The organism is Pseudomonas marginalis, assembly GCF_001645105.1.
GTDB classification, from domain to species: Bacteria; Pseudomonadota; Gammaproteobacteria; order Pseudomonadales; family Pseudomonadaceae; genus Aquipseudomonas; species Aquipseudomonas petroselini.
This window is the reverse complement of the sequence record NZ_LKEG01000046.1, coordinates 76,919-91,033: the sequence shown is the minus strand read 5'-3', so window position 1 is coordinate 91,033 and position 14,115 is coordinate 76,919. Positions and strand designations below refer to the sequence as shown.

Genomic DNA, 14,115 nt, shown 5'->3' with positions numbered 1-14,115 from the left:
CGGCTACAACCCGCGCTTGCGCAACCAGTGCAGGAAGCCTTTCTTGACCGGTACCACCGGCGTTTCCTGGGTCAAGGTCTGTGCGGTGTGCAGGCGGAAATCCAGCAACGCCTTCATCGCTTCGCTGATGTCGTGGCGCGCGTCCAGGCACGGTTTCAAGTATTCCTTCTCGATGCGGTACAAGGTGCAGGACGTCTTGGCGGTGAAATCCGCCAGCGCCGCCTGGTCCGACAGGATCCCCGCCTCGCCGATCACCTCGCCCGGTCCCATGCGCCCGGCTTCGAACTTGTGCCCGGCCTTGGTCAGCATCACCGAGACCACGCCGGATTCGACGATAAACAAATGGTCGCTCACCTCCCCTGCCGGCAGGATCATTTCGCCGCTGCGGTAGGTGTGTAGGGTCATGTTCTGGCTGAAGGTGTCTTTTTCTTCCTGGCGCAGGGTGGAGAAAATCGACGAGCGCTCGAGCAATGCGCGCGCCGCTGACAGGCTCGGCGGCGCACTGCTTTCGGTCGCCGACAACACGCCGACGCCCGCCGCCTGGAGGTGACGGAAGGCCAGGTCGTACAGCTGGTTGCGCACCTCGCGCTTGAGGGCCATGGCTGGCACGAACCCGCTGATTTCATACTCGACACCGCCGCTGGCCGAGGTCTTGAACGCCACGCTCGGTGCCGGCTGGGCCAGCAGCGGTCGGCACCCTTGCATCGCCCGCTCCAAGGCCTCGATCACCGTTTGCGGACGCGCATGGGGGCTGACCTGCAGGCTGACCGCCAGGCCGAACATATCTGCCGGGCGCGAGAAATTGATGATTTTGGCCTTGGCCGCCAGGGAGTTGGGGATCACCGCCATGCTGCCCTGGGAGGTTTGCAGCCGCGTGGCGCGCCAGTCGATGTCCGTCACCCGACCTTCGGTGCCGTCGATGGAGATCCAGTCATCCAGCTGATACGGCTTGGTGGTGTTGAGCACGATCCCGGAAAACACGTCGCTCAAGGTGCTTTGCAACGCCAGGCCGACGATGATCGCCACCGCGCCGGAAGTGGCGAGCACGCCTTTGACCGGCAAATCGAGCACATAGGCCATGGCGGCAATGATCGCAATCAGGAAGATCACCGCCCCCATCAAGTCCTGCAACAACCGCCCGGTGTGCCCGACCCGCTGCATCATCACCGCCCCGAGCAACACCGTCAGCGTGCGCGCCGCGAACAGCCACCAGCCGATCTGCAAGGCGGTGGCGGCCAGGTGCAAGGCGGTGTTGTCCGCATAGGGCGCGAGCTGCATGGGGTTCATGCCGTCGTTGAACAGCACGGCACTGAACACGGCAAAGATCACCAACCGCGCCGCCAGCTTCCAGTTGGCAAGGTTGGCGGAAATAAGGCGCCACACGGCGATGTCGATAAAGATCAGCGCCAAGGCGCACAGCATCGGGTGATCAGCGATAAGTGAGGGCATCCAGGCGACTCCAGGGCGAATGACGGGAAGATCGCATGAAATGCCGCTCCAGGGTATAGCGGGTGTGCTTACATCTGCCCAAACCGCCCCGACTGAAAGTCAGCAAACGCCTGATGAATCTCCTGCTCGGTATTCATCACAAACGGCCCATGCCCGACGATAGGCTCGTCGATCGGCTCGCCGCTGAGCAACAACACCTTGGCGTCGTCGTTGGACTCCAGGCTGAGCTGGCTGCCGTCGCGTTCGAACAACGCCAATTGCCCTTGGCGCGCGACTTCCTCGCCATTGACCAACACCGTGCCGCGCAGGATCACCAGGGCGGTGTTGCGCCCTGCGTGCAGGTCCAGGGTGACCGCCTTGCCGGCCTTGAGGCGCAGGTCCCACACGTCAATCGGCGTAAACGTACGCGCCGGGCCTTGGGTGCCGGCGAATTCACCGGCAATCAGGCGCAGTTGCCCGGCGTCGTTGGCCAGCGGCAGCACCGGGATGTCGCCATCGACGAGGGTCTGGTAACCGGCGTCGGCCATTTTGTCCTTGGCCGGCAGGTTGACCCACAGTTGCACCATTTCCATAACCCCGCCGCTGCGGGCGAAGGCTTCGGAATGGAACTCCTCGTGGAGGATGCCTTTGGCGGCGGTCATCCATTGCACGTCGCCCGGGCCGATTTTGCCGCCGGCGCCAGTGGAATCACGATGCTCGACTTCGCCGTCGTAGACGATGGTCACGGTTTCAAAGCCGCGATGGGGGTGTTGGCCGACGCCGCGACGTTGTGCGGTCGGGGTGAAATCGACCGGACCGGCGTGGTCCAGCAACAGGAATGGGCTGATGTGCTTGCCCAGGGTGTCGTAGGAAAACAGGGTGCGCACCGGGAAGCCGTCGCCGACCCAATGAGCGCGGGGGCTGGTGTAGATGCCGATGAGTTTTTTCATGGTAGTCCTCCAAAGTGCATACACCTTAAAACCAATATCAATTCGGCGCTAGACGATGAAAACAACCTTGATCGTTCCACTGATAGAACGGTATTGCGCGACGCCAGCACAAAAACAGCGTTAATGATAATGACTCGTAGTAATATACCCCCCTCCCGCTCAACCCTCCGAGGGCTGCAATGCCGTTTGCCCCTGCGCCTGCCGCGCCTCGCGTGCTGGTGGTGGATGACCACCGTAAAATTCGCGAGCCGTTGGCCACGTACCTGCGTCGCCACACCTTTGATGTGCGCACCGCCGAAGACGCGGCCGGCATGTGGCAATTGCTCAAGACCCAAGCCTTCGACGTGGTGGTACTCGACGTACTGTTGCCGGATGGCGATGGCTTTGAGCTGTGCCACCAGCTGCATCGGCGCAGCAATACCCCGGTGATCCTGCTCACCGCCCGCGACACCGCCGCCGACCGCGTGCGCGGCCTGGACCTGGGGGCCGACGACTATGTCACCAAGCCCTTCGAACCTCGCGAACTGGTGGCGCGTATCCACAGTGTATTGCGTCGCCAAAGCCGCAATACCGGGCCTGCGGCACCGCGCAGTGGCGCACGCGCTTATCGATTCGGCGGCTGGCATTTCAGCGTGACTGGCGCCACGTTGCGCCGCGACGGCAGCCCGGCAGTCCAACTCAGCACCGCCGAAAGTCGCCTGCTGCAAGTGTTTCTCGCCCATCCCAACACCCTGTTGCCCCGCGAACGGCTGATCGACCTCACGGCCGCCGCCGACAGCGACGTGAGCGACCGCGCGATCGATCGCCAGGTCAGCCGCCTGCGCCGCAAGCTCGCCCAGGGCGATACAGTGCAGGAGCTGCTGCGCACCATCTGGGGCGGTGGTTACCTGCTGGCCGCCGAGGTCAATGAATGCACGCCCTGAGTCGGCTGTGGCCGCGCACGATGGCGCGTCAGCTAAGCCTGCTGTTGCTGCTGGCCTTATTGGCCTCCAACGCCATCGCGATGTTGTTCCTGCAGCGCACCGGCAGCCTGATCCACCCGTTGTCCCGCCGTTTCAGCCTGGAACGCTTGAGCACCGCCCATCACGCCGCCATCGATCTGACGCCGAGTGAGACCGAGCACCTGTTAGCCGCCATCGGCACCGACGACACGCGCTTCTGGATTGCCCACACGGCGGAAGTCGCGCCCTTTGAGCTGCGCCCGGAAGAACAGCGACTGGCCAACGAGCTGCGCAGCCAACTGCAGCTGGACCCCCCCGCAGCCATCGGCATGCAGTTGGAAAGAGCCAGCGGCGCCGACGCGCGCACCCACGTGTTCAGCCCCGCCGGCTGGGCCCCCTTGCGCCTGCGCACCAGCGTCCCGTTGCCCAACGGCAGCTACTTGAACGCCGTGCAATATCCCGCCGGTGCCTACGAATGGGGCCGGGTATTGGCCTACAGCCTGCCGGTGACGACCCTGCCGGTGCTGTTGATCGTGATGTTTTTCATCGCCCGCGTGGTGCGCCCGGTGCGGACCCTGGCCCAGGCCACCGCGCGCGTCAGCCGAGGGGAATGGATCGCACCGCTGCCCGAACAAGGCCCTCAGGAAGCCCGCGACCTTACCGCCGCCTTCAACACCATGCAGGCCAACCTCGCCCGGCATGTCGAAGGCCGCACGCGGATGCTCGCAGCGGTCAGCCATGACCTGAACACGCCGCTCACCGAACTGCGCCTGCAGGTGGAATTGCTCGAGCCCGGCGAGGCCCGTGATGACATGCTCGAAAGCCTCAGCGAGTTGAGTGCGATGGTGCGCGAAACCTTGAATTTCGTGCGTGACGATGCGGTGCAAGAACCCACCACCACGCTGTCACTCACCGCGCTGCTGGACGACTTGGCCAAGCGTTACCAACGCCTGCAACAGCCCGTTGACTGGACGGGCGCACCGCCGCTGATGCTGACCTGTCGCCCCCTGGCGCTCAAACGCGCCCTCACCAACCTGATCGACAACGCCCTGCACCATGCCGGTGATGCCCGGTTGAGCCTGGCACGCCAGGATAACGGCTGGCTGTGCATCGAGATTCTCGACCACGGCCACGGCTTGCCCGAGGACTGGCTCACCAAGGTGTTCGAACCCTTTGTACAGCGTGGCGTCAGCGACGGCGGCGTGGGGCTGGGCCTGGCGATTGCACGCTCGTGCATCCAGGCCCATGGCGGCGAACTGGTGTTGGAGAATCGCCCACCGGCCGGCCTGTGCGCGGTGGTGCGATTGCCGGCGGCGCTTTAGAAGTTGAGCGTGGCGCCCATCCACAGGGTGCGGCCGTAGTTCACCGTGCCGTAGGTTTCATCGTCCAGGCGCTTGTCGGTGAGGTTGTTGAGGGAGGCGTTGAGGGTCAGCGAATCGTTCACGTCGAAGGAGCCTCCGAGGTCGGCGGTGGTGTAGCCCGGCGCCGGTTCGTCGGTAATCGTATTACCGGTTTCTTCACCGTAGTAACTCAGCGAAACCCAGGCCTGGGTGCGGTCGTTGATCGTCCATTCGCTGCGCACATTGGCCTTTTGCTCTGGCGTGAGGGCCAGGGGTGCGCCTTTGTTGGCGCCGCTTTTCTGCTCCGAATCGGTGTAGGTGTAATTGGCCTTGAGCAGCACGCTGGGGCTGATGTCCCATTGGCCGTTCAGTTCCACGCCCTGAATGATCGCTTTGTCGACGTTGACCCGCTCCATGATGGTGTAGGTGTTCCAGCGGCGGTCGGTGGTGACGGTGGAGAGCTTGTCCTGGAAGTCGTTGTAGAACAGCGTGACGCCGGCCGACAGGTTGTCGCGGTTGCTCCACAACGCCGAGACTTCATAGTTGGTGCTGGTCTCGGGCTTGAGGTCGGGGTTGCCGAACATCACGAAGCGGTTGCGGCGCAGGTAAGCGTAGTCCTCGACCACCGCACGCAGTTCCGGGGCCTTGAAACCACGGGCGATGCCACCTTTGAGCGTCCACTGTTCGGTGGCGCGCCAGACGCCGTAGACCCGTGGGCTGAGGTGGGCGCCGTACTCTTCGTGCTCGTCCAACCGCAGGCCGGTGGTGAGGGCAAAGTTGTCGGTCATCGACCATTCGTTCTCGGCAAACAGGGCTTTTTGCACCACCGAGAATTTATAGTCGACGCGGTCGCCCAGGCCCTGGTTCCAGTCGGTCAACTCGCTTTCGTTCCATTGCAGGCCGACGGTGCTGACGTTATGCGCAGTGGGCACCACCAGCTTGGCATCGAACACGGTGTTCTTGATCTCGGGTTTGCGCCCGTAGATATCGGTTTGCGCCGGAGTGGCCTTGCCTTCGCGGGAGGAGGTTTCCTGGGACAACGCGACGCCCGAGGTGGCCCAGCCCCAACGGCCCTGATGGGACAGCGACCAGTGATCGCGGTTGTTTTCCTGCTCGCGGGTGGCCCAGTTGGCGCTCATGCCGTCGCCGTTCTTCAGGCGCGTGGCGCCCGCTTCCAGCAGGATGTCGTGGTCGAGGGTCGGCGTGAAGGCCAGGCGTGCGGTGAGGTCACGGTGGTCGGCCTTGCTGAAGCCATTGGTCTGCTCGATATCGTCGTCGGCCTGGCGGTCCAGGTAACGGCCCCACACCTGCAGGCCGAGGAAGTCTTCCTTGAGTGGGCCGCTGAGGTAGAACTGAGTCTGGCGCGCATTGCCCTGGTCGCTGTGCTGGCGTGCGGAATAGTCGTAACCCACCGAACCGCCCCAGGTCGGCGAGACTTTGCGTGTGATCACGTTGATCACCCCGCCGATCGCATCCGAGCCATACAGCGAAGACATCGGCCCGCGCACCACTTCGATACGCTCGATGGCTGCGGCCGGCGGCACGAAGCTTTGCTCGTAGCCGCTGTTGCCATTGACCCGCGACTCCCGTGCGCTCTGGCGTTTGCCGTCGACCATGATCAGCGTGTAGTCAGCCGGCATGCCACGGATGGAGATGTCGGTTTCATTCGCGCCGCCATTGACCGTCACGCCCTCCACGTCGCGCACTGCGTCGCCGAGGTCACGGTAGGATTTACGGCGCAGCGCTTCGCCATCGATCACCGTGACGGAGGCCGGCGCGTCTTCCACACTTTGGGCAAAGCCGGAGGCCGTCACCACGACGTCATTGAGCGCCAAGGGCTCGTCGGCATGCGCGTTGAGGCTGCCGGCAACCAGCAGGGCCAGGGGTGAGAAGCGAGAAGCAGCAAGCATGGGCGTGGACCTTAGGATTGGACTCAAAAGAGAATCGTAATCATCTAGGTCGAAATAACTTGGACAAAGTGTGACAACTCAAACGCTGGGCACCAGGGCCGTGCGCCGCTCGCGCAACAGGTGAAACGCCACGAAGGCCGTCACCGCAAAGCACGCCTGAATGATGATCATCGGCGCGGCACTGCCATCACGCAGGTGGCTCAACAGCACGCCGCTGCAGGTGGCGCCGAACATCTGCGAAAACCCCATCAGCCCCGCCGCCAACCCGGCGCGGTGTGCGTTGGGCATCACGCCGCCGGTGACCGAACCGGGCAAGACCAGGCCGCCACCGAGGGTGGCCAGGGCAATCGGGATATCCAGTCCCACTGCCGACAAGCCGAACAGGGCATAAATGACCACGGCCAATACCCCGCCGAAGGCCACCAGCGCCACGCCCATCGCCACAATCCGCTGCGGCCCCAGGCGCATGATGTTGCGTCGGGTGTAGGTGGAGCCGACGATCAGCATCGACACGATCAGGCCGAAATTGATGCCGTACTCCAGGCTGCTGAAACCCAGTAAGTTGATAAACACCGTCGATGAACCGGCGATCACCGCAAACATGGCGCCATAGGTGCACGCCAGGGCCACGGCGAACGCACGGTACTGGCGACCCTTGAGCAGATCCAGGTATTGCCCGCCCAGGGTGCGCCAGTGGCCGGCCTTGGGGTCGAGGGCGTGGTTGCTCTCGCGAAAGAACAGCACGGCCAGCAGCAACACGACGCTGCCAATCGTCAACGCCAGGATGATCGGCGCGTGCCAGCCGAACAATTTGATCAGCAGCCCGCCGACCATCGGCGCCACCACAATGGCGTAGAGCATGCCGATCATGGTCAACGCCAGGGCCGGCCCCGCTTCGGCCTTCCACACATCGCGCACCACCGTGCGCGCGAGTACCAGCGCGGCGCAAGCGCCGAGGCCTTGCAGCACGCGGGCGGCGATGAATTGATACATGTCGTCGACCAGCAGCATCGACAAGGTCGCCAGCACATACAGCGCAAGGCCGCCAATAAGCACCGGGCGCCGGCCGATACGGTCCGACAGCGGCCCGAACAGCAATTGACCGAGGCCAAAGGCTGCCACAAACGCCGACAGCGCCATCAGCGCGGAACCGGCGGGAGCGGCCAACGCCTGCTCAATGGCGCCAAGACCGGGAATGATCAATTGGGTCGAAACCTCTCCCAGCGCCGTCAGGGCCACCAGTAGAAACAACAGGCTTCGTGATGGGACCGGGGCGTTCATCATGGAGGGCATCCGGGGGGGCTGGATTAATTTATATTTCGACCATAATATGCGTAAAAAATTATGTCCATAATTTTTTACCCCCTGGTCACCCCGGAGCCCGCCATGCACCCTCTCCCCTTGCGTCTTCTCACGCCCCTGGCGCTGTTGATCGTCCTCAATGGCTGCAACAGCAAGGCCGACACCGCCGCTGAAGTGCCCCAGCCACGCCCGGTCCTCGCCGCCAAAGTCGAAGCCGCCGGCACCCAGCAAAGCGCCTACACCGGCGTGGTCGCGGCGCGCACCGAAAGCGACCTGGGCTTCCGGGTCAGCGGCAAGGTCATCGAGCGTAAAGTCGACCCCGGCCAGCACGTCTCCCGTGGCGACACCCTGCTGGTGCTGGACATCGGCGACTTCGAACTGGCCCTGCGCTCGGCGAAGAACCGCGTCAACGCCGCCCAGGCGCAACTGCGCCAGCGCCGCGACGACGAAAACCGTTACCAACGCCTGGCCAGTACCGGCGCGGTGTCACGGCAGATCTTCGACCAATCGGCGACCAACCTGCGCGTCGCCGAAGCCGAACTCGCCGCCGCACAATCCGACGCCAGCCAGATCGAAAACCGCCGCACCTATTCCGTCCTCAAGGCCGACGGCGACGGCATCATCACCGACGTGCGGGCGGACCGTGGCCAGGTGGTCGCCGAAGGGCAGATCGTTGCGCGCCTGGCCCATGACGGCGCCCGCGAAGCCATCGTCAACCTGCCGGAAAACCAGCGCGACCAGGCCGCACAAAAAGCCTTGGCCTTCCCCTTCGGCGCCCCGGACCAGGCGGTGATCGCCACCCTGCGTGAACTGTCCGCCAGCGCCGACCCGACCACCCGCACTTACCGCGCCCGCTACGTATTGCACGGCGCCGTCGACCGTTTTGCCCTCGGTTCCACCATCACCGTGCGCCTCCAAGGCAACGGCCAAGCGCCGCAAACCCGCGTGCCCATCGGCGCACTGCAGGACTCAGGACAAGGCACCGGCGTCTGGCTGATCGGCGCAGACGACAAGGTCAGCTTCGCCCCGGTGAACGTCGCCAGCCTCGGCCAGGAAGAGGCCCTGCTCGACAGCGGCGTTACGCCCGGACAGCTCATCGTTGCCCTCGGCGCGCACCTGCTGCACAGCGGTGACGCCGTGCGTCTCTTGCCCGCCCAAGTGCTGGCCCTCAACCGCAAACAGGAAAACTGAGCATGCGCGGTATCAACCTCTCGGAACTGGCGGTCAAGCATCGCGCGGTCACGTTGTTCCTGATCATTGCGATCCTCGCCGCCGGGGTCTTCTCGTTCGGCAAGCTGGGGCGCGCCGAAGACCCGTTATTCACGGTCAAGGTGATGACCATCACCGCCGCCTGGCCGGGCGCGACCGCCCAGGAAATGCAGGAGCAGGTGGCCGACCGCCTGGAAAAACGCCTGCAGGAACTGGACTACTACGACCGCGTGGAGACCATCGCCCAGCCGGGCTTCGTATCGATGCGCATGACCTACAAGGAGTCCACGCGCCCCAGCGAGGTCCAGGAGCTGTTCTACCAGACCCGCAAGAAACTCAGCGATGAAGCCGCCAGGCTGCCCAGCGGTGTGATCGGCCCCTTCTTCAACGATGAGTATTCCGATGTGTACTTTGCGTTGTACGCCTTGGAAGCCGAGCACCTGCCCCACCGCCAACAGGTGCAGATGGCCGAAGACCTGCGCCAGGGTTTCCTCAACCTGCCGGGGGTGAAGAAGGTCAATATCCTCGGCGAGCAGGCGCAGCGGATCTTTGTCGAGTTTTCCTATGAGCGCCTGGCAACGCTGGGTATCAAGCCGGACCAGATCTTTGCCGCCCTCGCCGCGCAGAACGCCGTGGCGCCGTCGGGGTTTGTCGAGACGGCCGGCGCCCGCGCCTACATTCGCATCGACGGCGCGTTCGACAGCCTGGCGCTGATTGAAAACGTGCCCCTGCAAGTCAACGGCCGTCTATTGCGCATCGCCGATGTGGCCAGCGTCAGCCGAGGCTATGAAGACCCGCCCAGCTACCGTATCCGCCATCAGGGCGACCCGGCGTTGATGCTCGGCGTGATCATGGAGAAACACTGGAACGGCCTCGATTTGGACAAGAGCCTCAAGGCCCATGAAGCCAAGATCCAGGCCGACCTGCCGCTGGGCGTGAATTTCGCCAAGGTCTCCGACCAGGCGAAAAACATCAGCCTGGCGGTGAACGAGTTCATGCTGAAATTCTTCGTCGCCCTGGCGGTGGTGATGGTGATCAGCCTGTTGGCCCTGGGCTTTCGCGTCGGGCTGGTGGTGGCGGCGGCGGTGCCGCTGACCTTGTCGGTGGTGTTTGTGATCATGCTGCTCACCGGGCGTGAATTCGACCGCATTACCCTGGGCGCGCTGATCATTTCCCTGGGGCTGCTGGTGGATGACGCAATCATCGCCATCGAAATGATGGTGGTGAAGCTTGAGGAAGGCTTCGACCGGATTCACGCGGCGACCTTTGCCTGGAGCTCCACGGCAGCGCCAATGTTGACCGGCACCTTAGTGACCATTATTGGCTTCCTGCCGGTAGGCTTCGCGCGTTCCGGTGCGGGGGAATACGCCGGCAATATCTTCTGGATCGTCGGGTTTGCGCTGATTGCTTCGTGGTTGGTGGCGGTGGTGTTCACGCCGTACCTGGGCGTGAAACTGCTGCCACAGATCAAGCCGGTGCCCGGCGGCCATGATGCGATTTACGCCGGGCGCTATTACCAGAAACTGCGCGGCTTGGTGCAAGCCTGCGTGGAGCGGCGCTGGCTGGTGACCGGGTTGGTCGTCGGCGCGTTTGTGCTGTGCGTGGCGGGCATGGGTGTGGTGAAGAAGCAGTTCTTCCCCAACTCCGACCGTTCCGAACTGATTCTTGAGGTGTATATGCCGCCGGGCAGCGCCTTCAAAAGTACCGAAGCGGTGGCTGCGCAACTGGAAAAGGCGCTGCTGCAAGAGCCGCAAATAACCCTGGTCGACACCTATGTGGGCGGCGGTGCACCGCGCTTTTTCCTGTCGCTGAACCCCGAAATGCCGGACCCGGCGTTCGCCAAACTGATCGTCCAGACCCCGGACTCCCATGCCCGCGACGCGCTGAAAGTGCGCATGCGTGAACGCATCGCCGCCGGCGAGTTTCCCTCGGCACGGGTGCGCGTGACGCAACTGCTGTTCGGCCCGCCCGTGCCGTTCCCGGTGGTGTTTCGTGTTTCCGGCCCGAATGTGGACGTCGTTCGCGGTCTGTCCGAGGACGTGCGCAAGGTCGTCGCCGCCAACACACTGACCAAGGACGCCTTCCTTGATTGGGGCGAACGCACCAGCGGTTATCGCCTGGTACTGGATCAAGACCGTCTGCGCCTGCTGGGCTTCACCCCCAACGAGGTGAAGTCCCAGCTCAACGCCTTGCTCAGCGGCAACCCGATCACGGAAGTGCGTGAAGGCAACCGCACTGTGTCGGTGGTCGCGCGCGCCCAGGGCAACCAACGCGAGGACCTCGGCAACCTCAACAACATGACCCTCACCAACAGCGCCGGCACCTCGGTGCCGCTGGCCCAGGTCGGGCATTTCCAGGCGGTGATGGAGGAACCGATCCTCAAGCGCCGCAACCGCGCGACCACCGTCGAAGTGCGCGCCGACATCATCGACGGCGTGCAACCGCCCGACGTGGAAATGGCCGTGTACAAAGACCTGCAGCCGCTGATCGCCAAGCTGCCCACCGGGTACCAGATAGACATTGGCGGCCCGGTGGAAGAAAGCGCCAAGGCCAACGTCGCCCTGGCCGCGCTGTTCCCGATCATGATCCTGCTGACCCTCACGGTGATCATGTTCCAGGTGCGCTCGTTCGGTGTGATGTTCATGGTCTTCGCCACTGCACCACTGGGTTTGATTGGCGCGGTGCCGACCTTGCTGCTGTTCAACCAGCCGTTCGGCTTCAACGCGATTCTGGGTTTGATCGGGATTGGCGGGATTCTGATGCGCAACACGCTGATCTTTACCGACCAGATTCGCCAGAACCAGGACCACGGCATGCCGATTCGCGAGGCGATTATTGAAGCCACGGTGCGACGCGCACGGCCGGTGATCCTGACCGCGTTGGCGGCGGCGTTGGCGTTTATTCCGCTGACGTTGTCGGTGTTCTGGTCGTCCCTGGCCTATGTGCTGATTGGCGGAGTGCTGGTGGGCACGGTGTTGACGCTGTTGTTCTTGCCGGCGCTGTGCAGCCTGGTGCTGGGGCGGGAGAAGACGAAAGTTGTCGAAACTTCCCACGTAACAGCCGGATAAGCTCTACTCCCTTCCCCTGAAAAGGTCCGCAAAGTCCCTCGCCTGATTACACAGTGCGAGGGATTGCAGATGGATTTTCTTGTTGTTGGAGCTGTTTCTTGAACCCGGCCATTGGCAGGCTGACCCTGACCCCAATGGATGTGAAGACGGTCGATGTCGAGAGCGTCTTTCGCGATTTCCGGGAGTGCCTGAACACCTTTGATGACTGGGCTTCGAGCTTCTGGAGCTTTTCGGCGCTGGATGTCGAGCAAGTCTTCAAGGTCGGGGATGAAGTGGCGCTGGTCGCGCCGATCAACCGCTCTCTTTACCCAAGCAGCACCGTCGCTACGTGCCAGGCCAATGGCAAGTTGACCCTGGTGCACATGTTCCAGAGCGTTCGATTCGTGCCCATTGGCAATACGCCAGTGATGCTGCAACGCATCGACCCCAAGGGTGGCCCGCTGGGCGACCCCATCCATAAGACCATCGGCCCCAGCGGCATTCTCGAAATTGACGAGTGTGAGCGCGACCAACGCTACCGGGTCAACTTCTATCCCAATGTTTCCAAGGATCACATCAAGACGCTGTATGCGTCTTATCAATCGGTGATTGACACGTTGGAAGTACGCCTGCGCGAAGAGTGGGAAAGTACCTTCAAGGCCCAGTGGAAGAACTACACAGACGCCACCCCGCTTGATCAGCGCAGGATGCTGGAGCACGCGTTTCTTCACGGAATGGGTAAGGCGCTTTACAACGTTTGGGACAATTTCACCCAACTGTGCGACCTGCTGGCGGATATCCAGACCCACAGTGAGAAGTTGCTGCAGTACATCTCCCAGACCGAACTGGATGAACTGCTGAAACTCGGCAAAGACTCGATTGCCCACGGCCTGCTGGTGCTCAGCGATGAGCCGCTGATGTTTATTTACTTGTCGGCGATATCCAGTTGGATACGGATGTTGCCGCCGCCAGAAATGAACGAGGTGATGGGGGAAATCACCGGCGAGGTGTTGATCAGCCTGTTGCTCACAAGGGTCATGGGGGCGATGGGTGTGACGGTGCGCCTGGGTACCCAGGTGATAAGTCATATCAAGTCTGGCCGAGCACGCCAGTGGCTCGAGAGGCTGGCGGATCAGGTGGTCGGGCCTCGGTTGGAAGCGCATGTGGAAGCGGCCAAACCGTTGTTGCTGGGGAGCGCGGGGACGCCGATCAAGACGATTCCGGCTGTGCCGTTGAAGGCTGGGGATCAGGTGGTTGCCAATCCGGTGCCTCTAGTTCGCACCAAGTCCCAGCGTACGATGTTGGTCGGGCAGGAATCTGTGGACGATGTGCCTGCTTCTGCTCGTAACCCCAACGGGGATGCGGCGGCTTTCTCGGATAAAACGGCCACTAACGGTTGCCCGGTGTCGATGGTCACCGGCGAAGAACTGCTGACGCTGACCGATGGGGCGTTGGACGGGGTGTTGCCGTTTGAGTGGACGCGGTTGTACCGCACCAGTGCGGTGGAAGTGGATTGTGGGTTGGGGTTTGGCTGGAGTCACTCGCTGGCGCATCGGCTTGCTGTTTCCGGTGATTCGGTGGTGTGGACCGATCATGAGAATCGGTCGACTGCCCTGCCCTTACCTACGGTTTCTCGGCCTGCGATTACCAATAGTTTGGCGGAAGCGGCGATCTACTTGGGGTCGTTGCCTGATGAACTGGTGCTGGCGCAGGCGTCACGGTTCTACCACTTTCGCGACGGGGCGCTGACGGCGATCAGCGATGCGTATGACAACCGGCTGTGTATTGCCCGGGATTTTTTGGGGCGCATTGAGCGGCTGGATAACGGTGTGGGGCGCGCGCTGTTTTTGCGCTATGCATCGGGTCGGGTCGTGGCGGTGGACTACCAAATTCAACGCATCGTCGATGAGGGTCCGTATGTTTGGGTGACGGAACAGACCGTTGTTTCCTACACCTATGACGGTGCTGGANNNCGACTGGTTTCTGCG

8 protein-coding genes and 1 pseudogene (1 of these 9 running past the window's edge) are annotated in these 14,115 nt (G+C 62.9%); 5 read left to right on the top strand and 4 right to left on the bottom strand.

The window, feature by feature from the left end; all coding sequences use genetic code 11:
- Positions 1–3: 3 nt before the first annotated feature.
- Together AO064_RS20565 and AO064_RS20560 are read right to left on the bottom strand one after the other, a co-directional pair.
- A complete protein-coding gene (locus AO064_RS20565; RefSeq protein WP_064054474.1) occupies positions 4–1,449 on the bottom strand; it encodes a mechanosensitive ion channel domain-containing protein in 1,446 nt (481 codons plus the stop codon).
- A 68-nt stretch (positions 1,450–1,517) separates the two neighbouring features.
- Positions 1,518–2,378, bottom strand: coding sequence for a pirin family protein (locus AO064_RS20560; protein WP_064054473.1), 861 nt, complete (start codon positions 2,376–2,378; stop codon positions 1,518–1,520).
- Between the two features lie 179 nt (positions 2,379–2,557).
- Here AO064_RS20560 and AO064_RS20555 point away from each other — a divergent pair, with 179 nt between their 5' ends.
- Together AO064_RS20555 and AO064_RS20550 are read left to right on the top strand one after the other, a co-directional pair.
- On the top strand, positions 2,558–3,301 hold the full coding sequence (locus tag AO064_RS20555) for a response regulator transcription factor (RefSeq protein ID WP_064054472.1): 744 nt from the start codon (positions 2,558–2,560) through the stop codon (positions 3,299–3,301).
- A 20-nt stretch (positions 3,302–3,321) separates the two neighbouring features.
- A complete protein-coding gene (locus tag AO064_RS20550; RefSeq protein WP_064054471.1) occupies positions 3,322–4,641 on the top strand; it encodes an ATP-binding protein in 1,320 nt (439 codons plus the stop codon).
- Here AO064_RS20550 and AO064_RS20545 read toward each other — a convergent pair.
- Positions 4,638–6,569, bottom strand: coding sequence for a TonB-dependent receptor domain-containing protein (locus tag AO064_RS20545; protein ID WP_064054470.1), 1,932 nt, complete (start codon positions 6,567–6,569; stop codon positions 4,638–4,640). The two genes, AO064_RS20550 and AO064_RS20545, sit on opposite strands and share 4 nt — an antisense overlap.
- Positions 6,570–6,647: 78 nt before the next feature.
- Positions 6,648–7,853, bottom strand: coding sequence for a multidrug effflux MFS transporter (locus AO064_RS20540; protein ID WP_064054469.1), 1,206 nt, complete (start codon positions 7,851–7,853; stop codon positions 6,648–6,650).
- Positions 7,854–7,955: 102 nt separating this feature from the next.
- Between AO064_RS20540 and AO064_RS20535 the strand changes: the two genes are divergently transcribed.
- The 3 genes and pseudogenes from AO064_RS20535 to AO064_RS31345 all read left to right on the top strand — a co-directional run.
- The gene (locus tag AO064_RS20535; protein WP_064054468.1) at positions 7,956–9,062 is read left to right on the top strand and encodes an efflux RND transporter periplasmic adaptor subunit; all 1,107 of its coding nucleotides are present in this window, start codon (positions 7,956–7,958) and stop codon (positions 9,060–9,062) included.
- Positions 9,063–9,064: 2 nt separating this feature from the next.
- Positions 9,065–12,148: an efflux RND transporter permease subunit gene (locus AO064_RS20530; protein WP_064054467.1), complete on the top strand. Its 3,084-nt coding sequence runs from the start codon at positions 9,065–9,067 to the stop codon at positions 12,146–12,148.
- Positions 12,149–12,282: 134 nt separating this feature from the next.
- Positions 12,283–14,115, top strand: a pseudogene (locus tag AO064_RS31345) (DUF6531 domain-containing protein) (its annotated part continues 313 nt past the right edge of the window); the annotation flags it as partial.

Excerpts from the sequence above, each read along its gene's own strand:
- AO064_RS20555 (WP_064054472.1), top strand. The coding sequence starts at position 2,558 with ATGCCGTTTGCCCCTGCGCCTGCCGCGCCTCGCGTGCTGGTGGTGGAT.
- AO064_RS20530 (WP_064054467.1), top strand. The coding sequence starts at position 9,065 with ATGCGCGGTATCAACCTCTCGGAACTGGCGGTCAAGCATCGCGCGGTC.
- AO064_RS20545 (WP_064054470.1), bottom strand. The coding sequence starts at position 6,569 with ATGCTTGCTGCTTCTCGCTTCTCACCCCTGGCCCTGCTGGTTGCCGGC.
- AO064_RS20535 (WP_064054468.1), top strand. The coding sequence starts at position 7,956 with ATGCACCCTCTCCCCTTGCGTCTTCTCACGCCCCTGGCGCTGTTGATC.
- AO064_RS20550 (WP_064054471.1), top strand. The coding sequence starts at position 3,322 with ATGGCGCGTCAGCTAAGCCTGCTGTTGCTGCTGGCCTTATTGGCCTCC.
- AO064_RS20540 (WP_064054469.1), bottom strand. The coding sequence starts at position 7,853 with ATGATGAACGCCCCGGTCCCATCACGAAGCCTGTTGTTTCTACTGGTG.
- AO064_RS20565 (WP_064054474.1), bottom strand. The coding sequence starts at position 1,449 with ATGCCCTCACTTATCGCTGATCACCCGATGCTGTGCGCCTTGGCGCTG.
- AO064_RS20560 (WP_064054473.1), bottom strand. The coding sequence starts at position 2,378 with ATGAAAAAACTCATCGGCATCTACACCAGCCCCCGCGCTCATTGGGTC.